Origin of the sequence: Hymenobacter caeli (assembly GCF_013294115.1) — a bacterium.
GTDB lineage: Bacteria > Bacteroidota > Bacteroidia > Cytophagales > Hymenobacteraceae > Hymenobacter > Hymenobacter caeli.
Genome location: NZ_JABSNP010000026.1, coordinates 1 through 22,101, shown reverse-complemented (window position 1 = coordinate 22,101; position 22,101 = coordinate 1). Strand labels below are relative to the sequence as shown.

19 protein-coding genes are annotated in these 22,101 nt (G+C 53.5%); 9 read left to right on the top strand and 10 right to left on the bottom strand.

Going from position 1 to position 22,101, the window contains the following annotated elements; translation table 11 throughout:
- Nucleotides 1–113 precede the first annotated feature (113 nt).
- A complete protein-coding gene (locus HNP98_RS19660; protein ID WP_246275239.1) occupies nt 114–413 on the bottom strand; it encodes a hypothetical protein in 300 nt (99 codons plus the stop codon).
- Nucleotides 414–513: 100 nt separating this feature from the next.
- Here HNP98_RS19660 and HNP98_RS19655 point away from each other — a divergent pair, with 100 nt between their 5' ends.
- A complete protein-coding gene (locus HNP98_RS19655; protein ID WP_173811895.1) occupies nt 514–807 on the top strand; it encodes a helix-turn-helix domain-containing protein in 294 nt (97 codons plus the stop codon).
- A 108-nt stretch (nt 808–915) separates the two neighbouring features.
- Nucleotides 916–1,215, top strand: a complete 300-nt coding sequence (locus HNP98_RS19650) for a hypothetical protein (RefSeq protein ID WP_173811894.1) — start codon at nt 916–918, stop codon at nt 1,213–1,215.
- A 16-nt stretch (nt 1,216–1,231) separates the two neighbouring features.
- On the opposite strand, the gene HNP98_RS19645 is transcribed toward HNP98_RS19650, so the two are convergent.
- Entirely contained in the window at nt 1,232–2,176 is a 945-nt protein-coding gene (locus HNP98_RS19645) for a replication initiation protein (RefSeq protein ID WP_173811893.1), read from the bottom strand.
- Nucleotides 2,177–2,891: 715 nt separating this feature from the next.
- On the opposite strand from HNP98_RS19645, the gene HNP98_RS19640 reads away from it, so the two are divergent.
- On the top strand, nt 2,892–3,278 hold the full coding sequence (locus HNP98_RS19640) for a hypothetical protein (RefSeq protein WP_173811892.1): 387 nt from the start codon (nt 2,892–2,894) through the stop codon (nt 3,276–3,278).
- 180 nt (nt 3,279–3,458) lie between these two features.
- Nucleotides 3,459–3,725, top strand: a complete 267-nt coding sequence (locus HNP98_RS19635; protein WP_173811891.1) for a hypothetical protein — start codon at nt 3,459–3,461, stop codon at nt 3,723–3,725.
- 466 nt (nt 3,726–4,191) lie between these two features.
- Here HNP98_RS19635 and HNP98_RS19630 read toward each other — a convergent pair whose 3' ends face one another.
- Complete coding sequence (locus HNP98_RS19630) at nt 4,192–4,701, bottom strand: hypothetical protein (protein WP_173811890.1); 510 nt, start codon at nt 4,699–4,701, stop codon at nt 4,192–4,194.
- Nucleotides 4,701–5,474 (bottom strand): ParA family protein, encoded by a 774-nt coding sequence (locus tag HNP98_RS19625; RefSeq protein WP_173811889.1) that lies wholly within the window; start codon nt 5,472–5,474, stop codon nt 4,701–4,703. Before HNP98_RS19625 ends, HNP98_RS19630 begins: the two co-directional genes overlap by 1 nt.
- 823 nt (nt 5,475–6,297) lie before the next feature.
- Here HNP98_RS19625 and HNP98_RS19620 point away from each other — a divergent pair.
- The 5 genes from HNP98_RS19620 to HNP98_RS19600 all read left to right on the top strand — a co-directional run bounded on the left by HNP98_RS19620 (nt 6,298) and on the right by HNP98_RS19600 (nt 11,888).
- Nucleotides 6,298–6,810 (top strand): BfmA/BtgA family mobilization protein, encoded by a 513-nt coding sequence (locus HNP98_RS19620; RefSeq protein ID WP_317171155.1) that lies wholly within the window; start codon nt 6,298–6,300, stop codon nt 6,808–6,810.
- A 52-nt stretch (nt 6,811–6,862) separates the two neighbouring features.
- Complete coding sequence (locus HNP98_RS19615) at nt 6,863–7,885, top strand: DUF5712 family protein (protein ID WP_246275238.1); 1,023 nt, start codon at nt 6,863–6,865, stop codon at nt 7,883–7,885.
- Between the two features lie 40 nt (nt 7,886–7,925).
- Nucleotides 7,926–10,178: a TraM recognition domain-containing protein gene (locus HNP98_RS19610; protein ID WP_173811886.1), complete on the top strand. Its 2,253-nt coding sequence runs from the start codon at nt 7,926–7,928 to the stop codon at nt 10,176–10,178.
- Nucleotides 10,179–10,257: 79 nt separating this feature from the next.
- On the top strand, nt 10,258–10,527 hold the full coding sequence (locus tag HNP98_RS19605; RefSeq protein WP_173811885.1) for an antitoxin VbhA family protein: 270 nt from the start codon (nt 10,258–10,260) through the stop codon (nt 10,525–10,527).
- 35 nt (nt 10,528–10,562) lie between these two features.
- Nucleotides 10,563–11,888, top strand: coding sequence for a Fic/DOC family protein (locus HNP98_RS19600; protein ID WP_173811884.1), 1,326 nt, complete (start codon nt 10,563–10,565; stop codon nt 11,886–11,888).
- Nucleotides 11,889–11,931: 43 nt separating this feature from the next.
- Here HNP98_RS19600 and HNP98_RS19595 read toward each other — a convergent pair whose 3' ends face one another.
- From HNP98_RS19595 to HNP98_RS22510, 6 genes are all read right to left on the bottom strand, one after another.
- Nucleotides 11,932–12,441, bottom strand: coding sequence for a hypothetical protein (locus HNP98_RS19595; RefSeq protein WP_173811883.1), 510 nt, complete (start codon nt 12,439–12,441; stop codon nt 11,932–11,934).
- 90 nt (nt 12,442–12,531) lie between these two features.
- Nucleotides 12,532–14,025 carry a BREX system Lon protease-like protein BrxL gene (gene brxL / locus HNP98_RS19590; RefSeq protein ID WP_173811882.1) on the bottom strand — a complete coding sequence of 498 codons (1,494 nt, stop codon included), beginning with the start codon at nt 14,023–14,025 and terminating at the stop codon, nt 12,532–12,534.
- Nucleotides 14,026–14,028: 3 nt separating this feature from the next.
- Nucleotides 14,029–16,365: a hypothetical protein gene (locus tag HNP98_RS19585; protein ID WP_173811881.1), complete on the bottom strand. Its 2,337-nt coding sequence runs from the start codon at nt 16,363–16,365 to the stop codon at nt 14,029–14,031.
- The gene (locus HNP98_RS19580; protein ID WP_173811880.1) at nt 16,362–21,041 is read right to left on the bottom strand and encodes a hypothetical protein; all 4,680 of its coding nucleotides are present in this window, start codon (nt 21,039–21,041) and stop codon (nt 16,362–16,364) included. Before HNP98_RS19580 ends, HNP98_RS19585 begins: the two co-directional genes overlap by 4 nt.
- A 3-nt stretch (nt 21,042–21,044) precedes the next feature.
- The gene (locus HNP98_RS19575; RefSeq protein WP_173811879.1) at nt 21,045–21,479 is read right to left on the bottom strand and encodes a hypothetical protein; all 435 of its coding nucleotides are present in this window, start codon (nt 21,477–21,479) and stop codon (nt 21,045–21,047) included.
- Nucleotides 21,466–21,753, bottom strand: a complete 288-nt coding sequence (locus HNP98_RS22510; RefSeq protein WP_380267721.1) for a DUF4007 family protein — start codon at nt 21,751–21,753, stop codon at nt 21,466–21,468. The genes HNP98_RS19575 and HNP98_RS22510 overlap by 14 nt, the downstream gene beginning before the upstream one ends.
- Between the last annotated feature and the right edge of the window lie 348 nt (nt 21,754–22,101).

Sequence of the window (22,101 nt, the reverse complement as noted above, 5' to 3'; positions counted from 1 at the left end):
CGGGCAGCTTACTCGCAGGAGCTGGACTACTTGGTAACGGACTTTTTTTCGATGCTCAGGCCCAGCTCCTGCTCGGCCACTCGAATCACATTCTTGTAATAGAGCACCTGCAGCTAGGCTTGTTCGAGCTGTTTCTGTAACTGCTTGACCTGGCCGGTCAGCGCATCGGTGTGCTGCACCACTTGCTCGACGAGCGCCGTGGGTGGCTTCTTCGCGGTGTTTTTCATGGCTTCGGTACGGGCCAGTTCTTCTTGCCGGACACGTTCCACCCATTTGGTAACGGTCGAGCGGGTGAGCACTTCATACTTGCTCATCGCCGACTCAACGGTGTGGCGGCCGAAGGTGATTTCTTCGACCATCTGGCGCATTTTCAACTCGTGCGCCTGCTTGCGTAACAGAAATAAGTGTTCCATCTGCGGGGGATTGATTGTCAACTCATTTTAGGACAAGACACTTGCAAATTTTCCGCTTTAACCGACATTTTATGTAGCTGGCCGTACCTTGGGGAAGTAAATGCTTGCCCTCATGAAGCTGATTCCACAGGCACCAATTGAAGCGCACACGCTGGATGACATCATCAAAGCCAGCAAGTCAACTTATTATAAGCTGGCTGATGCCTGGGGCATCGACTACCGCACGGCCATCCGCCGGGCGGAAAACCCCGATACGCTGACCATTGGGGAATTGCGCCGGCTGGCGGAGCTGCTGGGGCTGGACCCGGCCGACGTTTTTGCCGTGGTGCAGCAGCAGTTGAAGGATGTGCCACCACCGATGAACAGGAAGAAGAAAGGCAGTGCGAACGAGTAGGGTCGTCACAGTTGGCGCTTAGCAGCCGTAAAGCCGGCTAGCAGACTGAAACGGGATTTTCCCTGTTACTTTACGTGCTTCAATCTGTCTCTTTTTGTTCTCGTATTAATGGCTAAAATATCCTCCCCTACCGTTACTTTTACCGAGCCGCTGACTAGCCCGCCCCGAATGCACCACCCGGACACGCTGGCCGGGCTGCTAGAAGTGGCCGGCACCCGCAAGCGTATCGTAGCGGCGTGGGGCGTATCGGCCCGCACCTATGACACGCGCAAGCACAGCCCGGCCACCTGCACTATCGCGGAGGTGCAGCAGTTGGCCAGGGTGCTCCAGGTATCCGAGGATGAGCTATTCGCCGTGGTGCGTAGCCAGGCGGCCGCCTCCCCTCTTATTGCTGAAGGCGAGGAGTAGCCCGAATAGCCTTGTTTTAGCGCAGCCCGCATATTTTTAAGAATAGACCCCCCGGATTCTTAGTTGCCTTCACCTTATCGGTTTTCAACTGATAGGTGAATTTAAACAGCTGGTCCAAGTGCTTGGGGTCGCCCAGCACTTGCGCCACCAGCTGCGGCTGCGTGATGCCCAGCGCCTCCAGGTGCTGGCGCGCCGAAAAGGCCCGTGCATCCTCCGCCGGCTGCTCAAAGGGAATCGGGAGCTGCTGCGGCTGCTGCCGGGCAATGGTGAAGCGCACCGCATCGTAGGCCCGACCCTTCTTCACCAGCACGTAGTCGATGCGCAGGTCGGTGTGCTCGCTCACTTGGCGTACGGCAATGTCCAATACCCGGGCTTTGAGCTGGCTAATGTTCTGGAATAGCTCTGGCTCCTTGCCCTTGGGGTCCTTCAGGTGCAGCATCTGCTTGAACTCATCGAGCGGATACGTGCGGGTCGCCTCCTTGTCCTTCCACTGGCTCACCAGCTGGTAGATGCGCTTGGCGTACTTGCTGCTCAGCTTGAGGGCTGAGTGTAGCTGGTAAGAAGTGAAGTTCTCCTTGAGATTGAACAGGTAGGGCCGGATGGGCGTCGACAGCTGAATCTGCAAACAGCCCTTGCCCTTAATGTACTCCACCCGCTGAAACATCCACAGTTGCTGGTAGGTCCGCTCGCTTTCCACCTCAAACATGCGCGAGCCCATATCGGCGGTGGCTTCACGCAGCTGCTGATAGTTCCACTGCCGCCCCGTCAGGGCCTCCACGTCTTTAACGTAGATAGTGTACTCCTGGTCGGGCGCATCATCCCGCCGCAGGCGGGAGAGCAAGTAGAAGAAGATATCCAGTTGGCAGGCCGTGTAGTCGTAGCGGGCGGCCGTAATGGCGTTGTGCTGGCGAACAACCGGGGTGACCGTGGTCAGGCCAGGTGTAATATTGAGCGGCTCCATAGGCGGGTGGGGAGGAGACAAATATAATCACCCATGGCACAAAAAACCACAGTGGTAATTGGAGGTGGTTATTCACTTATAAAACGTGGTACTAAAGCTTATAAAACGTGGTAGTTAGCTTATAAAAAGTGGTTTAAAAGGTATAAAAAGTGGTTTTTCGCTTATAAAAAGTGGTTTTATACCTTTATATACCTCTGATTATCAACGACTTGTGAGCCCTACAAATAGACAAGTAAAAAAAATAATCACAAGGTTGTTGTTACCCCAGACGAAAGCTTTTAGAGTGGGTGCTTCAGCACCCGGACAACACGAAACAAACAAAAAACAACAAAAAGGAAAATAAAACCCAAACGAAAGCAGTGATTGCACTTTTACAATAATCACTTGTCCTAAACTTATTTAAAACCACGTTTCATAAGCCTCCCCGGTAACAAGGAGTCTCGGCCGAGTTAACCATCTGAATTGCATTTTTATACTCTAAAAGCGTAGATTGAACAACAATATACGCTATCACTAACTTTTCACTAATATTTAACTAACAGCGAATTACCACGTTTTATAAGCCCTTATTCTGAACCAGCCTCAAACTAGCACATTTTATAAGCATCGTTTCCGGCAGCACAGAATCTTCCGCTCAGAGTCAATTTAATTTCTATTGTGACTGCTATGAACAAGTGCTCACTCGTTTATCGAGGCTGTTGCACACTTTTGCGCTATGGAAGACCTGCTCCAGCCCCGGCACCCCCACGAAAAGTATCATCAGGCGCAACTGGATTTTCTGGCCGCGCTACCTCAAGAGCAGCGGGCCTATCACGCCCGGTTGTTTCGGCTGGGTAACGCCAGCTACCGCTACCAGCAGCAGGCCGACGGCGAGGTAACGGAGGAGGATTTTCACCACTGGCTAGCTGGTCTACCCGAGAAAATACGGGCTGTCATGGCCCGCGATGGCTTCGCGGCAAGCAAAAACAGCCTTCCGCTACGGCGGCACGCTCTGGAGCGGCGTGACCTGGGCTACGATGCCTTTTTGCAAGCCAACCTCTCGCCGGAGGACTGGGCCTATCAGCAGCAGCTAAACCAAGCGTCAGCACCAAAAGAGCACTAACGCAATTAGTAAAATGGTGCCTAGATTTGAGGAGTCATTTTCCTCTGATAACGCATGAGCGCGCCACTCTATCCCGCCTGTATCGGCGAAACGTATGCTGAGCTACCAGACGGACTGTACCTGGCGCTAACTGACTCCGACCAACCCGGCAAGGATGGCCGGGGGCCACTTATCGGACCGTTGGCTTATGCGCGCACCACGGCTGGCTCGCCCACTACCACGCTTTCCTTCCGCTTCGTGGGCAACAGTGCCGAGCAGCAGGTGCACGCCCGACGCTACGGGTTCGATACCACTTTTGAGGGGGAGCCGCGGGACGATTTTCATCCCCACGATTTGGAGTTTTATCAGGGCCGCTATTGCTACCCACACAAGATGGGCCACAGTGGCCCAAACTACCACAGCTACCTGCTCGGGCAGCTTACCGACGGCCGCTTCCGCGACGAGTAGCGTACCGGCACCTACTTCTCCAATGGTGCTCAACAATCGGCAGCGTCGGTACCTACTGGCTGCCTATCAGATTGACCAGTAAGTAGGAGCTAACCGTAAGCTTGCTTATCTGCGCAACCACTACGACCAGCCTAAGAACGGCGCTGGCTGCCTCACGGCTGCTGTGAGCATTGGGCAAACCGCCTCCCCTACCCCGCTGCGTGAGCGCCTGGAAAGCCTCAATGCGAAGCTCATCAGCGAGGGTACTGCTAGCACCTGGCGGGCACCGACAGGTGCACCTGCACCTGCGGTATCTCTATGACCTGATGCGCCCCCGCGTTCGCCGGGGGCTGGTGGATGCCTTCATTCAGGCGGAAACGCACCTCTCCCCCACCGCCCCATTGCGCGTGGTCGTCATCGCCCCAAAGATGTCGCTGCCCGAGTGGCGCGCCGCTCAGGCCTGGCTTACACAACTAAGGCGATAAATCTATACCCCTGGGCTAGGAGCCGGCGGCAGCTTACCCGCCTTGCGCATCTGCGCGTCCAGCAGCCGGTGGGCCATTTCCAGATACTGCTTGATGTTAGCCGGGTTATCGGGCGCGCTAGGCAGCAAGGCCAACGTGAGCTTGATTTGCTGCACTACCGACCGGGAGAGCTTCACCGAGTGCTCCTGCTCGGGGCCAGTGGCCACCACCGGAGCCAAGGCGGCTTTGGTCGCACGCAGCCGGCGGGCGGGGGCCTCTGCAGGAGTTACTGCTGCGGGAGCCACTGGGGCAGCCGCAGCCTCCACCACCGGCGGGGCTACTTCCGCCGCTGGTGCCGAGGGCTCTGGGGCCCCCTCCCCTACTACTGGCGCAGCGGGAGCCACCGGTACCACCGGGGTGGCGGCGGCCAGCGCGGTCTGCTCCCCTCCCATCCCCGCCCGGGCTTCCCGGCGGGCTTCTTCTGATACTGGGATGCGCCCCCGGCGCGATTCAATCTTGGCGGGCTTAAACATTAGTTAGAGTCAGTTGAGGCGGTGGAATTCTTGCCGGTGCCGGCCGGCGCGGCTTTACGAGTCGGCAGGTCCAGCCGCTCCACCAACTCGTCGCACAAGCGGCGGATTTCATCAGCCGTTTCCTTGTTGCCCCCGGCGTAGCGCAGCCAGGCCGGATTTAGCAGGCTGTAGAGCGTCGAGGCCCGCGAGTACGCCACCCGGTTGCTCAGGTACGAGTTGAAGCGCGCCAGGCCCAGCCCATCGATGTAGTCATCCATCTGCTTTTCTTCCCGACGGCCCGCTACCCGCTTGGTCGACAGCCCGAAGTACTGAAAGGCGATGCCGTGGGTGTCCGCCGATTTCTTGATGGCCTCCAGAATATTCATAAACTCGGCCGTGGAGGCCCGGTCCAGGTAATCCGACACTAGGGGCACAATCACCGCGTCGCAGGCCGTGAGCACGTTAAAAACGTCATCCCCATCGGCCCGGCCCGGTACGTCGACGATGATGAGGTCGTAGTCCTTTTCCGGGTCGTCAATAAAGTCGAACACCTGCCCCAGGCCCAGCGCAAACACGTCATACGGGTACTGCGCCGCCGGATTCGTTTTGAGCAGCTCCTCGAAGTTATCAGCATCTACCTGCTCGCGGGTCTTGACAATGCTCTGCTGATAGTCGCAGTCCAGCACCGCAATGCGCAGGCCGTACTCCGTGGCCAGCGGCGCAGCCAGTACCAGGGCCAGGGTTGATTTTCCAGAGCCACCTTTTTGGGTGGCAAAGCTGATGATTTTAGCCATTGCATTAACGGGGATAGGGAGTGAGCAGACCAGCCCGCTGAGACAGCAAATGTAATGTAAAAGTAGAAAAGTGTACTCGTGTAAAAAGGGAAACTAAGAGAAGTAGAAAAGTAGAGAAAGTAAAAGGTAGAAAAAGAGAGTAGTAGAAGAGTAGAGAAGTGTAAAGTGGGAAGATTTGTGATAAAGCAAGCGAGAGCTCGTTGTCAAATTATTTAGATTGAACGAGCAAGTAGAAAAGTGGTGAAGTAGAAATGTGGAAAAGTAGAGAAATGCGCTACACGGTATTTGTAGCCTGCTAGTAGTGTTGCGAGAGAAGTGTAAAAGTAGAGAAGTAGAAACAGGTAAAAAATTCGGGGCGGATGAGCGTTGTGTATGTAAAGTGGAGACGTGTATAAGTAGAGAAAGGGAAAAGTAGAAGTTGTTACAAAAGCGATACAATATCCTTGCTCCTACTAATGCGTCAACCAATATTGTAAAAGTAGAGAAGTGGAGAATACTACTTCGGCGTTGATGCGAGTGGCCCCAAAATCGGAAAATGATAGTGTGCCTGGGTGAGCGAGATAGTGGGCTAAAGCAGAGGCTAGCAAAAAGTTATCAGCCTAGGCTAAACAACCTGGCAGGTACTGCGTACTAGCTTTTAACTAACTTTTTACTAATCTTAGTTTAGCTTAGCAAGAAGAACACCACAAGCCTAGAGCTAAGCGCCTAGGATTGTGGTGTTTATAAATCAGCAGAGCTGATTTAGGGGCCAGTTGCCTCTAAGTAACTGATTAACTGAGCTAATTCTGGGCCACCCAAGCCAATTATACCTAAAACATACCCGATGAGCGCGGAACTACGCAAGCGAGTGACCTTGGATAATAGCACGCACCGTAAGGGTGAGGCAGCCGCCATTAGCATGGGTACCTCGCTGGGCATTTATGCCAGCGCGGCAGTCGAATACTTCGCCACACGGGGTCTTGACCCCCGGGAGACGGAAGCACGGGAAGGGCAGCTAATTATGCAGCAGATAAAGAAGCTGGGAGACCGGGTATTCGGGTTTCTGCAAGAGCAGGAGCGGGGCCTATTGACCGGGATACTGGAAGAGATGCTGCGCACCCGCATCACGCTGGACCGGGTACTGCGCATGAATGAAATCCTGGTAAGCAACCTTAGCTCCCGGCTGGAAACGCTGAGCGAAGCCCAACTCCAGCAGCAGCAGGAAGCCCTGAAACTCTTGCGTGGACGCAATGAAGAGGCGATTGAGAAGCAGACCATCGAAGCGCTGGTGACAGCTAAAAAGGCAGGGCCGGGGCGACGGATAAAGCCGGTTGTTGAGGAAACTGATAAAGTGTAAAAGTAGAGAAGTGTAGAGTAAAGACATTCAGAATATTCGTTTAAAATCCCTGATGTACGTCAAGCTAATTAATCCTGCGACGCACGGAAAAGCCGCTTATACCAACAGCGGCAGCTGTGCTCAGACCCTAAATTATCTCAAGCAGGAGGCGGTAGGGGAGGGGCAGGAGGCCCGGTTTTTCGGGGCCGGTGACGAGTTGAGCGCGGACGAATTACAGCAAATGATTGATGCCAATGTGAAAGGGCTACGGGCCGGGGAAGCGCGGTTTTACTCGCTGGTGTTAAGCCCCAGCGAAGACGAGTTGGCCCACATTGGCAGCGACCCGGCAAAGCTGAAGGAATACACGCGGCGGGTGATGGACGAGTACGCGCAGAACTTTAAGCTGAAGGGTGGGCAGCAGCTGCGCAGCACCGACTTGGTGTGGGGGGCCATCGTGCACCAGCAGCGCACCCATCGGGGGACTGACCCGGAAGTAGCGGCGGGCCAGGCGCGGGCCGGGGAGCGGCGGGCGGGGCGGCAAAGCCACGTGCATATCATCGTGAGCGCCCGCGATGCGGAGCAGAAAATCTCCCTTAATCCGGGCGGACGCAAGCAGCGGTTTGACTTAACGAAATGGCAGGTGGCGGCCGGCCGGCAGTTTGAGCAGCAGTTTGGCTACGTGGCCCAGGCCCACGAGAAGCTGCGCCCCAAAGCCCGCGCGCGGGATACCACCTACGACGCCGGCCGCCTGGCTAAGATTGGGGAGCGGGTGGTGCGCATCAATCTGCTGGTGCCCGCCGAGCAGCGCCTGAACCCGGAAAAGGTGGGGCAGATTGCTAGGGACCGGCAGTTTGACCAGACGTTTTACCGGATGCTCAGCCGGGTAGAGGAGCGGGCGCATGATGGCCGCCCCATCGATAACGCTTACCACCTGCTGGCCACCGGCCGGGAGCAGCCGGCTCCGCAGCATACGGCCACGACGGTACTGCACGCCGTGCAGCAGCTGGTGCGGTCCGGCGGGGGCCGCGACGAGCAGACCGAGCAAATAGCCGAGAAAAAAGGCCGCCGCCGCGCCGAGCTGGACATCGAAATGTGAAGGTGCCGCTGGCTAATTCTACTCCTGTTAATTTTTTTTGATGACGACTCAAGCACCCCGGCCCGCCGCCAACACGCAGAACATCGGTCTGATTTTCGGGCTATTTATTGTTGCCCTGCTGGCGGGCGAGTGGTATACGCTCCAGCACCAGCTGGACATTGCCGTGGCGCAGGCCGCGCAGCGGGCCGTGGCCACCGCTGGGCCGGCGCTAACGCCCGGGCAGCGGCTGGCGGCCCGCATGGTGGTTATCAACCGGGAGCGGGCCGCCGCGCAGCGCGCCCGGCTGCACCGGCCAGTAGCGCCGGTATTGGGCCAGGGGCGAGCTGATACGGCCGCCGCTGGTGGAGCTGGCGATACGGCGAGGGGTAGGGGAGGGGCCCGCGTGGGCCGGGCGGCCCCGGCGGGGCTAGGCTTTAAGAGCAAGCTGCTGGTAAGGGCTGGGAAGTTCTATGCCGCCGCCGGCATCTACCTGCGCGTCTTGCTGGTGCTGGCTGCGCTGGCCCTCGTATTTGTGCAGTCGGCACCCGCGCGCCGGCCGGGGCAGGCGAAGCGCAAGCCGCTGGACCCGCAGGCCCTGCGCATCGTGGCGGGCGGGTGCGCGGTGGTGTTCCTAGTAGGGGCCTACTTGCTGCTGACCATCCACACGTACTCGGCGGGCTTTATTCACTACGGCTACCCCGGCGCAGCAGCAGCGGTGCTGGGCAGCGGATTTGTGGCGGGGCTGCTGTGGGCGACTACCAAGAGCCCGGCGTTTGGGCTGAGCGTGGAGCACAAGAAGCGCGAAACCCCGGACGGCTTCAACCTGCCCACCGACGATGGCGGCTGGATTAACGTGCCCAATCCGTACCGGGGCGTGCTGGTACTGGGCGGGGCCGGCGCGGGTAAAACCTTCTCCATCGGGGAGCCGCTGATTGAGCAGCTGGCGGCCAAAAACTTCGCGGGCCTCATCTACGACTTTAAGTTTCCGGTGCTGGCCGAGACGGCCCAGAAGGCGCTGGAGCTGGCCAACCGCCGTGAGCTGCCTCCCCGGCGGCAAGCCAACGGCGAGCCGGAGCCGGCGGTGGTGTTCCACGTCATCAACTTCCGCGACCTGACGCGCAGCGAGCGGGTGAACCCGCTGCGGGCGGAGGACATGCCGGTGGTGGCGTTTGCCGAAGAGTATTCGCGGGCCATCATCAACAACCTAAACCCGGCCAGCATTCGCAAGATGGAGTTCTTCGACATCAGCGCGGTGGCTTATCTGACTGGCATCATCTGGTTTTACAAAAAGCACTTTCCGCGCTATTGCACCATTCCGCACGTGGTGGCCACGGCCGTGCACAAGGACTTCAAGCACGTGCTGAGTATGCTCGAAACCGACCAGGAGTGCGCCGGCATGGTGCGCAGCATCGTGACGGCCGTGGAGCAGCGGGCTGAGAAGCAGGTGGCCGCCGTGGTGGGTACCCTACAAGTGATTCTGAACCGGATTAACAGCCCGGAAATCGTGTGGGTGCTCACGCCCGACGAGGCGGCAGGGGAGGGGTTTTCGCTAAATCTGAATGACCCCGCGCAGCCGGCGCTGCTGTGCATCGGCAACGACCCGACGCTGAAGGAGACTTTTTCGCCGGTGGTGAGCTGCATCATTACGGTGGCCATCAAGCTGATGAACCAGCAGCATAAGCACCGCAGCTACGTGTTCCTCGACGAGGCCGCCACGGTATACGTGCCGGGGCTGGAGGTGCTGCCGGCCACGGCCCGCAGTAACAAGGTGGCGACTATCTACATGACCCAGGACTTAGCGCAAATGACCGATGCTTATGGGCCTGAGAAGATGAAAGTTATGGTCAGCAACCTCAACAACCAGTTCTTCGGCAAGGTCAACAGCCTCGATACCGCCAAATTCATTTCCGAGCTGGTGGGCCGGGAGGACAAGGAAATGCACAGCACCAGCACCGGCAAAAGCCAGGGCGGCACCGGCAGCGGCAGCAACAGCTCGAACCTGAGCACGAGCTACCAGGAGCGCAGCTTGGTGCGGGTGCAGGATGCCATCGGCTTGCAGCAGGGCGAGTTTATCGGGCAGACGGTGGAAACGGAGAAGACCTTTTTCCAGGGCACTATCTCGCGCACCGACGCCACGAAGGAGCGGTTTCCGCTGCACCCGGTGGCCACCTTCGGCGACCCAGAAGGGGAGGGGAGCGACACCCTTTCGGTCGTTGTGCAGGAGAACTACCAGCGCGTGAGCCGGGAGGTGCGGGAGACGCTGGCCCTGCACGTAAACACCTTAGCCGGCGGCACCAGAAATGACCTCGATTAGCTAGAAAAACCCACTCCAATGCCACGTTTAGGCCCTTTTTAGTGTTAATAGAGTGCCTATAAACCTTATCCCAAAACCCATGAAACAGCCCTTTTTTACGCCCGCCCCGGCCGGCCTTACCCCCGAGCAGCTGACCGCCCGCCAGGAGCGCGAGCGTAGTGCCACCAATTCAGTGGCCACGCTGATGAGCAACGGTCCGGCCCCGAGCCTGGAGAGCCTGGCGCTGATGCAGCGCTACGTCGATGGCGAGCTGAGCATCGACCAGGTTGTTGAGTTGACCGATGCCATGCTGCTGGCCCGCCACCAGCCCCCGGCGGGCGCGGAGGCTAATGCTCAGTCTGCCCGCTGATGGTAGCCAACGACCGATTCAGCGACGAGAACGGGGTGCGGCTGAATCGTCTGGGAATTACTGACCCGCAGGCCCTGGCCCAGGCCGAAACCGACTCTTCGCTGCCCCGTCTGGAGCGCCTTAACCAGTTGGGCGGCATCCAGGGCGGGCGCTACGACCAGGCTCACCTTAAGGAGATTCACAAGAAGCTGTTCGAGGGCGTGTACCAGTGGGCGGGCGAAACCCGCGCCGACCGCGAGTTCCAGGGGCACAAGCCCACCTATGTCACCGGCTTCAAGGAGACGATGACCTATGCGCCGCACAAGGAAATTGCGCAGCGCCTTGATGCCATCGGCGCGCAACTGGGCAAGGAGAACAACTTGAAAGGCCTGTCGGAGGAGAAGTTTACCGAGCGCGCGGCCTACTATCTCGACCAGTACAACCACACCCACGCCTTTCGGGATGGCAACGGCCGCACCCTGCAAGCGGCCTTCACCCAACTGGGCAAAGAAGCCGGCTACCAGGTGGAGTTCAGCCGGATTGACCCGGCGATCCTAAACCGCGCTCGTGACGAGGCGATGGTGCGCCAGCACGCGCCCCAAGAGGCGCAGCGCAACTTACAGCCGCTAAAAGTCATGTTCCAGCAGATTGTCAGCCCCGCCCCCGGCGCGGTCGCTGAGCAGCTGCGCGACCCCAGCCAGGCCCGGCCGCCGTCCCCGCTCTCGCCCGCGATGCAGGCGATGGATGCCCGGCGCGAGCTGGAAGTGACCGGCTACCGGGTAATGGATGTGGTAGCGAATATGCCGGGAGCCGGCAACTACGAGCGGGGCGTGGCGGTGGGAAAAGGAGTGGAAGCCACCAACCTGAACCCCATTGCCATTACTACTCACCTGGCGCAGTTTCAGCAGGCGGCCGAGAAAATCAGCAAGCACCCTGGCTTGCAAGGCCCCGATGCCGCGCAGGACCGCAGCGACGCCAAGCGGTTTCGCACGGCCGCCGAGCAGGTGCAGGCCATAGCGGTGGTAAAAGAAGCAGCGGTGAAAGTGCCTGTATTGCCCAAAACCCACGACGAGGCTCAGGCTGTTTTTAAGCAGGCGGCCAGCCAGGTGGCCCAGGGTCTCCGTGAGAATGGGAAGGGGCTGGATGCGGCCCGGCTACAGGAGGTGGCCCGGCACGTGGCCCGCACGCCGTTCATCGGCGGGCTGAACCGGGAAAATGTGGGCAAATCCATCGACGCGGCCGAGAAGATTCCGGCCCTGAGTGGCAGCCGGTCGCTGGACGAACTGAAAGGTGCGGTGGGCGTTATGGAAAAGGCGCCCTCCGCGCAGGAGCGTAGCGCGGCCAGTGTTTCCACGCGCGATGCTGGTGGCGTGGAGCGGTGACCATCCCCATTGTAGAAGGGTACGGGCAGAAACAGCCTGACTATTATCCATAAAAATGGACTGACGCCTGCATCTGTTGTAGCGGTATTAACTCCCCTTTAGCAAGGCTAGCAGCAATTTGTTGTTCATTGTCAAATATGGACAACTGTCGGGCAGCGGCGGCGCGGACGGCTTGAACGAATGCTGGCGCTGCCTGGAAGCTCTGCCAACCATGCACGATGTTAGTAGTCGCATCGAGCAGCACATATACCAGCCGCTGTCCCATTTGCTGAGGCCAGACTAGGGCGACGGCTTCTGCTTCAGGCGTGCCCGGCCGGCGCAGATTCAGCGTCACATCGAACAGCCATCCTTGGCCTAGGTCAGTCAGAATAAATGGTAGTCCGGGAGCTACTTCGTGAAGCCCGTAGCGAATGCTTCCTGTCCGCCACAAACTAATTTCCTGTGCTGATGGCTGATTTAAGCAACACAGAATTGTTATAAAGCTATCGGTGAGTTGCGCTCGTGCACCATTCTGCCCAGGGTAGGGATTAGGATGAGGGTAGGGCTTGCCCAATGTTATTACCTGCATGCAATAATTTAGGATGCAATAGAACCTGTTTTACAAAGAAATATATAGCGAAAGGACAGAAATTCTAGGGTAGCCTCAAGCTTCTACACCATCCGTTGCTTCGGATTCCTCTACCGAAACAACTTCGTGCTTCATTGCTGAGGCTGGTCCACGCCGTAGGGTTATTTCATGTCGCGAGAACTCCGGGTCCATGTAAGCGAGCTGCTCACGCAAACGTTGACGCAGGTTGATTGCAGGTTGCAGGCAATACACTTCGAATTCCTGCTCCGTAACTGTAGAAAGGTCTGGAAACAAAAGCTTAAGGAAGCCAGCTGATAGTTTTAAGATGGCTCGAACGTCACGAAAATCCTTAGAGTCAATTAAGTGCTGCCGTTCCTCCACAAACTTGTCATACTCTATGCGAAAGCGAAGGGCATGAAATATCTCGCCTAGGTAATCAGCTTTTAAGCCTACGCCTTTCGATAGTGCGTCAACGCCCATTCGTGGTAGGTGCCAGCCAGGTAGTAGCCCGTGGATACGGTCGAGGAGGGCAGTTTCTTGCAGTATAGTTGGCAAGTCACTGAATAAATGCTTGGCGTTAACAGGCGTTTTATCTGACTTAATTTGAACGTTGGCAATGAAGACTGCGCCAGCATCTGCTGATACCGTAAACTTGCCTTTGGAGTACTTGCCTTGCTCTAAGTAGCCTTTTAGCTTGGCTACCGTTTCGTCCGGACTGCTGAAAGAGAGGGATTGTGCTTCGTCAAACACAACGATATCAAACTGGGTGAATAGCCCTGGCACCTTCGTATTCTCGTTATAGAAAAGCACAGCCGGAGAAACAGCGCCCCCTTCAATCAGACGAGAGTAGCGTGAGAATTGTCCAAATAGAAAAGATTTGCCAGTTCCTTTCGGAGCTAGTTCGAAGAGATTGACCCGTCTTTGCACAAACGGAATTAAGCGTGTGAGCAGTGCCAAGCGAGTTTTATCTTCCGTATAGCCTCCTGGGCCTTCAGCATTGTAGCCGAGAGAGTTGATAAGAAGTTGCGTCCACTCCTCGCGGGAGAATAAATGGCGCTTTTCCACATACTCGTCAACCTCTATTTTGGCAGCTTGTAAAGGCTTGAATTCGCTCAGCCATACTTCCCCCCCTTTATCGGTACGGCGGTACTGATAAATAGCGATACCCCACATGCCTCCTTTGAGCAAGCGGGGATAGCGACTAAGCAAGTGTTCCTCAATCTGAACTTTTTGATTACCGAGGCTGCCTGATTCTAAAAAGGTCTGGTCTTTAGTTAAGTCTACCCTTGGGTTAACGTACTCAAGTACTGAGACATTATCACCATTGCGTAGACGTTGTTTGAGGTCTTCAACATCGTCTTTACTTGGCATGAACTTGCGTACAAATGCAATTACCTGCTGCTTGACATCCTCATCCCACTCGCCCCCTTTTAGTTGGCGGTCAATAAGCCATTCCCCGACAAACACCGGGATGCTTTGCTCGTTAAGGCCAGACCCACTGTATAGGCTTTTGTCAATACTGTCTGACTCGAACACGTCAGTTACTTTTTGGCGGAGCGCGTCGTTCATACTCTACAGGTTATCAAAGTCAAAATCATCCAACTCGTTGGCCTGTTGGATGGGCACAGGGAAAGAAGCTTGCGCAGTGTGGCTGTCTCCCTGTAACACGTATTCCAGTGAGGCGGTTAGACTAACGGATTTGTCTTGAGGGCGTAGCGATGAAGGCAGCTTTAGCCTAGTCTTCAGTGTCACGCTGCTATTTGGTGCTAGTTGAGTTGGAAGAACAAACTCGGTTTTCGAGTCTTCCGCAATTGACAAGGCCCGTAGCTCGACGATAAAATCATTGGGATTATATATGCGGAATTGTACTTCTTTAAGTGTTTTACCCAACTCCAGTTCTTTCTTGCCGAAGTAGCTTATTACTAGCTCCTTCACAGTTATCACGCCCATTTCTGCTACTAAAACCGGTACAATGGTTTCCTCGGGCGATAGTCCGCCATGGCGATAGCCGTGGTCATTTCTACCGAAGTACCGATAACCACGTGCGGCTACCCAATCATCTTGGTTATGGGTTATTGCTTTCGTCAAATGATAAGTTTCTTCAGCGTCAAGGTGCTCATGTTCTAGCTTGCCCACAAGCTTTATACAGCGCTCGTGTGATTCGGCAGCGGCCTCTCTTATCTTCTTATTGCTAATACCGGACTCATTACGCAGACAGCGGGTAGCTCCGTGGTCAGTTGAAATGAGCAGTCGTGTGCGACGGTCAGGATTCGCCCGCATAGCTGCTGCTAATAACCCAATACGCTTGTCCAACTCGTGGCCAATATAATCAGCCCGTGTTCCTTCAATCTCATTATCCTCCCTGTGCTGGTAGGTATCTAATTCGCGCCAATGCAAGCAGCACAAGTCCGCGTCAGCGTCGAGTGTTTCAGCAAAATTTCCAGTTAAATTGGAAAAGACAACCTTCTGATTAGGAAATGCTTGTACTAAGGCTTCCTTGCGTTTCTTAGAATCGGAAATAAAAGAAGAAGCATCGGGTCTAAGCCCATTTAGCAACGCCGGAATACCTATCGCTGTAATAGTAGGTAGGGCAGTCAGTGCATACTCCGCCTCGATTTTATTGAGACCGTGCTTTTTCAACGCTGCCATTAGAAGCGCGGTGTAAGCATCAGGCAAGCCGTCGATTATAAGCCAAATGAGTCGGCTGCCAGGTGAGCTAAGCAACTGTTGGGCTCGTTGCCGAACGTTACTATTTGTTAGAATGCGCTCATCATCAATGAGTGTCGAGTAGTTGGTAAACAACCAATCGCCATACTGATTGGAAAATTTCTCAACCTTATCTAGCACCTCGGTTGCCGGCAATTTCACTTGGTCAAGCCAGAATTTGTAAGGGATAAAGCTGGCTGTAGCCCACTTCTGCCAAACTCGTAATTGCTCTGATACTGGTAAGCCAGTTAAATCTTGCTTAGTTGGAGGGGCTACGAGTTCAGTATTGACAAGTGTCTGAAGCTGTCTATGCAGTTGTGGGTCATTTGCTATGATATCCGCATAACGGGCTTCTAGAGCCGATAATAATGCGGCATCGACTTTAGCAGCAGCAGAAAGTACAGCTTGCAACTCGCCACTATAGTGTCCTGAGAGTATCTCTAACGGCGGCGTACCTTTTTCAAGCTCCGCTTTAACGTGGTGCTTAACCTTTTTCTCCAGTACTGACTCGGCATCAATAAGCTTAAATGGCCGCTTTGTCCAGCTTAGTATTTTGAGTTGTTGTAAATCAGCTATTTGGATTTGGTAAACCCTTTTTAACCACACAGCATTATCATGCTCCCAATCAGAAGCCAATTCAGCGTTGCCACCAAAATAAATACCATCTCCTAATGCTTTAGCAAAGGCAGCGTCAGCCATTCTAAGCGGTTCCAAAGCACTTGGGAGTTGCTCCAAATACTGGCCCCAGAGCTGGCGGAGATACCGTTTGTTTAACAGAGTGGGGTTCTGAACAACAAATCGTGTCAGTGCATATATGGTAGAGGCGTCAGAGTTAACGGGCTGTTTTAACAGCTTACCAAAAAAATGCTTCGTAATGCCAGCAACAGAAGGCTCAAAATCAATATCAATGAGCAAGTTCAACTCTTGTGCATCGTACTCGGTAAGGTCAACTGGCAGCGTTACATTGGGATGCCTTTGGCGGAGTAATGCCAAAGGAGAAACTCGCGCTATGAGAGACTGAGGTAGGTCACCAAACCATTCAATCCACGGTTTTTGCCGAACAATTACGTCTCGATTGCTTTGTTCAGTGCTACGCATGAAGTCAAGTAGTAAGCAGCGTGCCACTACATAACTCGCATCATCTGCCACTTCTAGTGCATCAGAGGCAGGCTGCAAACTGAAAGGGTCCAGGTGAATTTTCATAGTACCTGCGCAGATGGCACCAACTCGTTTAAGAGGTCATTGAGTAGTTTGCATCGCTGAGTAGAAGTCAAGCCTTTGGTGTCGCAGAACTCTTGAATGAAGCTACTTAACTCAACTCGAGCATCATCCAGTTTGCGGTCTTCAGGAAAAGACCACGCTTGAATAGTCGATATAGCCTTATTCCAGTTGCTTACGAACTCCTTCTGCTGGTCCTTATCCCAGATATGATTGTCAATCGGTAGCCCGAGGTAAGCTGCTACTTCTTCGATAAGTTTGCCCAGGCTTGCTTTACTTCTAGCGCGGTTGAGCATCAACCTAGCTAAGGAGTCGGTAAGCAATGTTTCATCACCATCTGCTTTAACTGTAAAAGCCTCTTGGCTACGCAGATTATCATAAAGTGAGCTCAGATACTCTGTTTCATGCCCGTACTTCTTCTTTCTGTCGAATGCAGCAACAACTTCTAGCAAGGGCCGGCGATACTGCTCGACACTACCTTTTAGATTCTCCACTTTCTTTAGAAACTGGGGTAGTTCTTCAGCGCTGATATCCTTTAAGCTTGGTAAGGCCCAGCGCGTAGGTAATGTCTGCGTAAGCAAACTATAGAGCGAGGTTTCGGAGAGCAGCTGATTCAGCAATAATGCGTCATCCGACGTTTTATTGAGCCAGTCTGCTTCCCGGGTGCGAGCGGGCAAGTTGGTGAACCACTCAGACAGAATGCCTTTGTTCAGGGCCTCAATGCAGGTTATGCCCGCTAAACCAAATACCTGGCTTACTCCGGTAAAGAACTCTTCTTCCGTTACGGGTGGCTGCCAGGCATTTATTACGTTGTAGCATCGACGGTATTCAGCAGCGACAGCCGCCACGTGCGTCTCAGTCCATTCTTCCCACTTCGTAGGAATAATGCTTGGCAGGCTCCCTTTTTCTATCCAGCGCCGAGGAATAGCATCGAGGTATAAAGCCGTAGTGGGCGCGGTGGAATCGATGTTATCCAGCAGCCACTTCGCGGCCGTGTCAGGGTAGTTATGAGTCTGTTTGAGCTGTCCTAGCGAAGTCCACCAAGCTTTAAACATTGTCCCAAAAGCAGCTTCGGTAGGGCATTCACTGACAGGCACCTCAAAGACCTCCCGTGCAATGTGTTGCAGCACCTTAATGGGGTCAATAATGAAGTCTTCAACAGACTTTTTATAGCCCTGGAACTCCTGCACATACTTTGATTGGCGTACATGGAGGTTGCCCTCCCAATCGTTCAGGGGAGTATCAGTTAACTCGGAGAAGTACCAAGACAGAATGTCTTTGCCCATCGGGCCATTCTTGATGAGGTTCACCCAAGCTGCTATGCGCGGATTGGCAAAGGAAGCCATGCGCTGGGCCGCTGATAGACTTTTAAACCATCGCTGCGTTACGCCAAGGATTTCATCTTTGTTGATAATGGTTTCCCCAAAAACCTCTTTCGCCAATAGCTGCAGGGTTTCTAAGCGAAACCTCTTATCCGCATCTAAGGGAAACTGCCTGAAAGTACGTAGCTTGTCAAGTAGCTTAGGTTTATTCGCTGGGTCATCCTCAAAAGCTTCCTGCGAAGCAGCACCTACCAGGCTATTCGGTAAGGTTTCCAGGAAAAGTGCTCGTGCTTCTGGCTCCGGGATGATTGCCTGTCTACCTAACTCAGCAACAGCCTCGAAAAAATTCTTCACCTCACCACCCTGCTGTGAAATTAGCGTTTTTTGCAGTGCTGAGAGTTGTATTCCTTGAAGTTGACGTGCGATTTCCCCAAATGAGTTTGCTGTTCTTTTATCAAATAAGTCCCTCAAATCTTTGAAATAGCTTTCCTCTTTAGAGGACATGTCTACTCGACGAACTTTAAAATCAACCGGTTTTTTAAACAGCTCTTTGAACAGTTCGGCATTCTTCTCTTTGAACATCCCTCTTTGGAAGAGAGTTATTTGCAGAGAGTGAAAGCGTACATAGCACCCAAAGAAAAACTTAATCAGGTGCTCTGACAACCCATAAGGCGCTTGTAACAGCGGAGTGAATAGCTCAGGTGCTGGAGCACCACTATCCTTGCCTTTCAGAACTTTATCAAAGTGCTTAAAAATGGCTGCTTCAGGTGTGCCAGAGTCAGGTGAAGTAATATCTCCGTACTGAATACTTTTCTCGCTAGACTTCTGTTTTGATAAGGTAAGCTTCTGAAAGAAATTGCGTAAAATACGTTCTTCTGGAGCGTTACCGGTGCTATCTAGCGGGATTTTGTTGGGCTCAGCATTATAGATAATAGCAAACGCCCTATCACGGTCGGAAGCGCGCACCGTCCGTTTGACGAACCACAAAGCTTCGTCTTTAATAGTGGGAACCTCTGAGAACCGTTCGTCTACTTTCTCATCGAACCAGTTGTTGAAGCTGCGGATATTTGTGAAATCCCGAGCGGTTTTATCATCTGCATAAAACCATTCCCAGTTAATTGGCTCGAACAGGCGCTTAATAATATTACGTAGTTCTGCCTCCACGGTGCGCAGCTGCTCGCTTACCTTTTCTTTGCGGGCAGGATTATTAACGATGTCGTCGCGCTGCATAGCAATTCGCAACGCCTCGTACTTCACCGTCTTCTTCAGTGGCTCAGCAAAAAACAGCGGGTCTCGTGGCTGAGCATAAAATACATAAGGTAGCGCGGCTTTATTGGCCACAACTCCTTGGACAAGCTGTTTTATAGCATCAGAATTATCAGCTATCAACGGGAAGACATAGCCCGTTGTCGACCAGTTTTCAGCTTGGCCTTTATAGTATTCAGCCAGCTTTTCTAGTTTCTCACGCGGGTCGGATGCTTGGTAAATAGGAACTACTTCATACCGCCTTAGTGCACCATAACGCTCGGTTTGCTCAGCCGATTCGAGCGCTGGGCGGGGCTCCAGGCTATTCCAAATGCCTATGCAAGTTCCCAGCTTAAAGCCAGCTAGGTTAGCTTCTTCTTCCTTTACTACATTGCCCACCGATAGGGCGCCCGAGGATGGAAAATCGTATGTATGGTCTGTTGGATTCTGCTCTAACCATTCTTTGCTCACAAGGCCATCCAGCAGAGCGTTAAATTCAGCGGTGCGAGTAACGGGCCAGTTCTGTGCCCAAAATAGCATTTCTCGACGTGGGGCTAACCGCTTGTCGCGCACAGCTTTCATTATGAGAACATTGCGAAGCAAACGTTCTGCATCAATTTCTCCGGTTACTTTGGCAGCAGCAGTTTTATAATCATCAAGCAGGTTGATGCCAAACTTTACCTCTTTGAGGTTGGCCTCGAAAAAGTCAAATAGCCGGTCAGGTGTAAAGAGGGTAGGCCATCCACCGCTGTCTGTTAAGGGCTGAGTCTTTAGAAAGTGTTGTAATCCACCTACCTCAAGCTGACTAGGGCTGAGGAAATTGAACATAGTACGCGTGTTTTGTGCGAACTCGTTCGAAAACTTAGGTAATAGCCGGGCAGTGAGAGGGTGGAGCGGAAACAAGTTCTCGACCACATTGTGGCCTATCCATTCTGCGGTTTGCTTGCCGTACAGTCCTTGTTTACGTACTAAATCGGTTGCATTACTCGCGTAATCTTCTGCTTTAAGCAGCGCATCTAACTGGGGCTTAGTATCGGCTGGCCGAATGAAAACCGTCCCCATTATCTCGGTGGCATCGGTGATTTCTACGTCATCAGATGAGCCATCCAATGTGTCTTTCGTAGCACCGAGCAAATGAGTATCGAACCGGCCGATAATCTTGCTTATATCTTGTTTTTTATCTTCTTGCAGAGAAGAAGGGTTTTGGTGAGTTGCGGCCAGAAACAGAATGTTTGCCCCATTCCCAGCACGTTTCACCCCTTCTACAAACTTCTGCACCGCCAGGCCAGAACCCTCTGGCGAGTTTATCATTCTGTTTAGCATATCGCCAAACTCATCGTAGAGCACTACAATGCCTCGATAGCCTTGCGCTGCGATGCTTTTAGCAGTCTCTGCATACACAGTGTACACGTCAGCCACATCTGACTCATCAAACGAGTTCTGAACAATCTCTCTGAAATAGGTTTTAAATGACTGATAGGTAGGCGCATCTAAGTCGCGGAGCAGCCCTATGAAATCCTCAATTCGGATGCCGCTGAGCTTTTTAGCAAATTTCTTGTACCCTTCCTCGTTGGAGACTTCCCAACCTTCCAACACCTCAGCAGCACGCTGGTACATGGTAGGTGGACGGCTAAGACCTTGCTTATCCAAAGCCACAATCAGTCCTTTCAGCAGCGCGTGCCGAAAGTCAGTTTCTCCATAGTTAGGGATAACAACCAAGAACTTGTCATCGCGCTCAGTAAGAGCGGTCAGCTTTGCAGTTAAGCCATCCTTAATCTGAGCTTCTTTATCTGCAATTTTATGCAGAAAAGTAGCCAGCACCTCGGTGTCATTGTTGCCCAGCAAGTGGGCCAGCATAAGTAATAGATAAGACTTGCCGGTACCGTATGACGCCTGAATGAGGTGCACCTTGTGGTCAGTGCCTGGCGAAATAGTGTCCAGAATTGCCTTCATTACGCGGCGCGAGCTGCGATTGGGCAAGTAGCCTTCAATCTTCTGGTCGGGAGCAGTAAGGTTGTAGCAAAAATCCGTCGATAAGTCAATCTCAGCGGAGAAAGCCGTTGAGAGTTGAATTAAACTGCTTAGCGTAGTCATATGTCATGCAAAATACTGATTATCGGTCAAATTGAGCGTGTGCTGCGAGGTAGGCAACGATTGGCTATATATGGAATCGAACGAAGAAAAGACTTTCGCCGAATACAGTAAAAACACAATTGGCTGCTTTGGCTCCATCACTACTAGCTTATGAACAAGCTGTTTCAGATAGCCTGGGTCATTTAACCGTGGTGCAACATACATTTCCAGGTTCAGAAAAAGGCAAGGCACACCACCGGCTAGTAGCTTGACTTTATCCAATAACTGGTCATCCGTTAGTAGTACCCTTCCGCTATGGAGTACTGAACCATCGACCACTGCAAAGCCACTGAGTTTGCTCCGCTCAATAACAGCCTCAAAAAGGCCATCTGCTAAGATGGCCCCAGTGCGTTTTCGTGCCCGCCGGATGTTAGCTAACAGTTCCTCAGTTCTCTGCATAGTACTGTTCTACTAAGGCGAGAGGGGACCCAACGTAAGGTAGTTCTACCATGTTCAGGTTAGCAGATTGTATGCGTTTGACCAGCCCAATGTTGGCCAAGTCGTTCAGCCGGTTTTCTAAGCTGCTAGGACTGTAGCCGAAAAATCGGCCTATGTTGCCTGGCTCACTTAGTAACTCGTTGATAGTAATGGACTGTCTGCCGTTTCGAGTGTCGTAAAGTATATAAGCCAACAGCAAAGGATGAACCCCATAAGGGTCTGTGCGACGAACCATACCATCAGCAATAGTGAGTAAGCTTAGCGCACGGAAAGCGCTTTCGTCTATCAATGCATCAAAGGTTCTGCTAGCTAAACCTGGTATAGTGTCCTTATAGTCTGTCTTAAATCCATTCGAATCTGCCCAGTTGACAAAGTCAATTTCGACCTGTTTTCTAGCCAATGAGGTCTCGTTGTGGTAAAGCACAAAGTGTAGTAGCGGGTTACCAGAAGCCTTGGACCAATTGTAAAGCATCACCCATTGAGTGAAGGTGAGGTGGTCTAGTCAAGGCGCACAGAAGCAGGACGTATATTTCCTGAGTCATGAGTGCAGAAAAGACCAAGAAGACGCCGGATAAACGGCGTA

What these genes read in the sequence shown, in the direction of transcription:
- brxL (WP_173811882.1), bottom strand. Translation starts at nt 14,025, where the DNA reads ATGAACGACGCGCTCCGCCAAAAAGTAACTGACGTGTTCGAGTCAGAC.
- HNP98_RS19660 (WP_246275239.1), bottom strand. Translation starts at nt 413, where the DNA reads ATGGAACACTTATTTCTGTTACGCAAGCAGGCGCACGAGTTGAAAATG.
- HNP98_RS19650 (WP_173811894.1), top strand. Translation starts at nt 916, where the DNA reads ATGGCTAAAATATCCTCCCCTACCGTTACTTTTACCGAGCCGCTGACT.
- HNP98_RS19630 (WP_173811890.1), bottom strand. Translation starts at nt 4,701, where the DNA reads ATGTTTAAGCCCGCCAAGATTGAATCGCGCCGGGGGCGCATCCCAGTA.
- HNP98_RS22510 (WP_380267721.1), bottom strand. Translation starts at nt 21,753, where the DNA reads ATGGTTCGTCGCACAGACCCTTATGGGGTTCATCCTTTGCTGTTGGCT.
- HNP98_RS19625 (WP_173811889.1), bottom strand. Translation starts at nt 5,474, where the DNA reads ATGGCTAAAATCATCAGCTTTGCCACCCAAAAAGGTGGCTCTGGAAAA.
- HNP98_RS19655 (WP_173811895.1), top strand. Translation starts at nt 514, where the DNA reads ATGCTTGCCCTCATGAAGCTGATTCCACAGGCACCAATTGAAGCGCAC.
- HNP98_RS19620 (WP_317171155.1), top strand. Translation starts at nt 6,298, where the DNA reads ATGAGCGCGGAACTACGCAAGCGAGTGACCTTGGATAATAGCACGCAC.
- HNP98_RS19640 (WP_173811892.1), top strand. Translation starts at nt 2,892, where the DNA reads ATGGAAGACCTGCTCCAGCCCCGGCACCCCCACGAAAAGTATCATCAG.
- HNP98_RS19610 (WP_173811886.1), top strand. Translation starts at nt 7,926, where the DNA reads ATGACGACTCAAGCACCCCGGCCCGCCGCCAACACGCAGAACATCGGT.
- HNP98_RS19585 (WP_173811881.1), bottom strand. Translation starts at nt 16,365, where the DNA reads ATGAAAATTCACCTGGACCCTTTCAGTTTGCAGCCTGCCTCTGATGCA.
- HNP98_RS19575 (WP_173811879.1), bottom strand. Translation starts at nt 21,479, where the DNA reads ATGCAGAGAACTGAGGAACTGTTAGCTAACATCCGGCGGGCACGAAAA.
- HNP98_RS19615 (WP_246275238.1), top strand. Translation starts at nt 6,863, where the DNA reads ATGTACGTCAAGCTAATTAATCCTGCGACGCACGGAAAAGCCGCTTAT.
- HNP98_RS19645 (WP_173811893.1), bottom strand. Translation starts at nt 2,176, where the DNA reads ATGGAGCCGCTCAATATTACACCTGGCCTGACCACGGTCACCCCGGTT.
- HNP98_RS19580 (WP_173811880.1), bottom strand. Translation starts at nt 21,041, where the DNA reads ATGACTACGCTAAGCAGTTTAATTCAACTCTCAACGGCTTTCTCCGCT.
- HNP98_RS19605 (WP_173811885.1), top strand. Translation starts at nt 10,258, where the DNA reads ATGAAACAGCCCTTTTTTACGCCCGCCCCGGCCGGCCTTACCCCCGAG.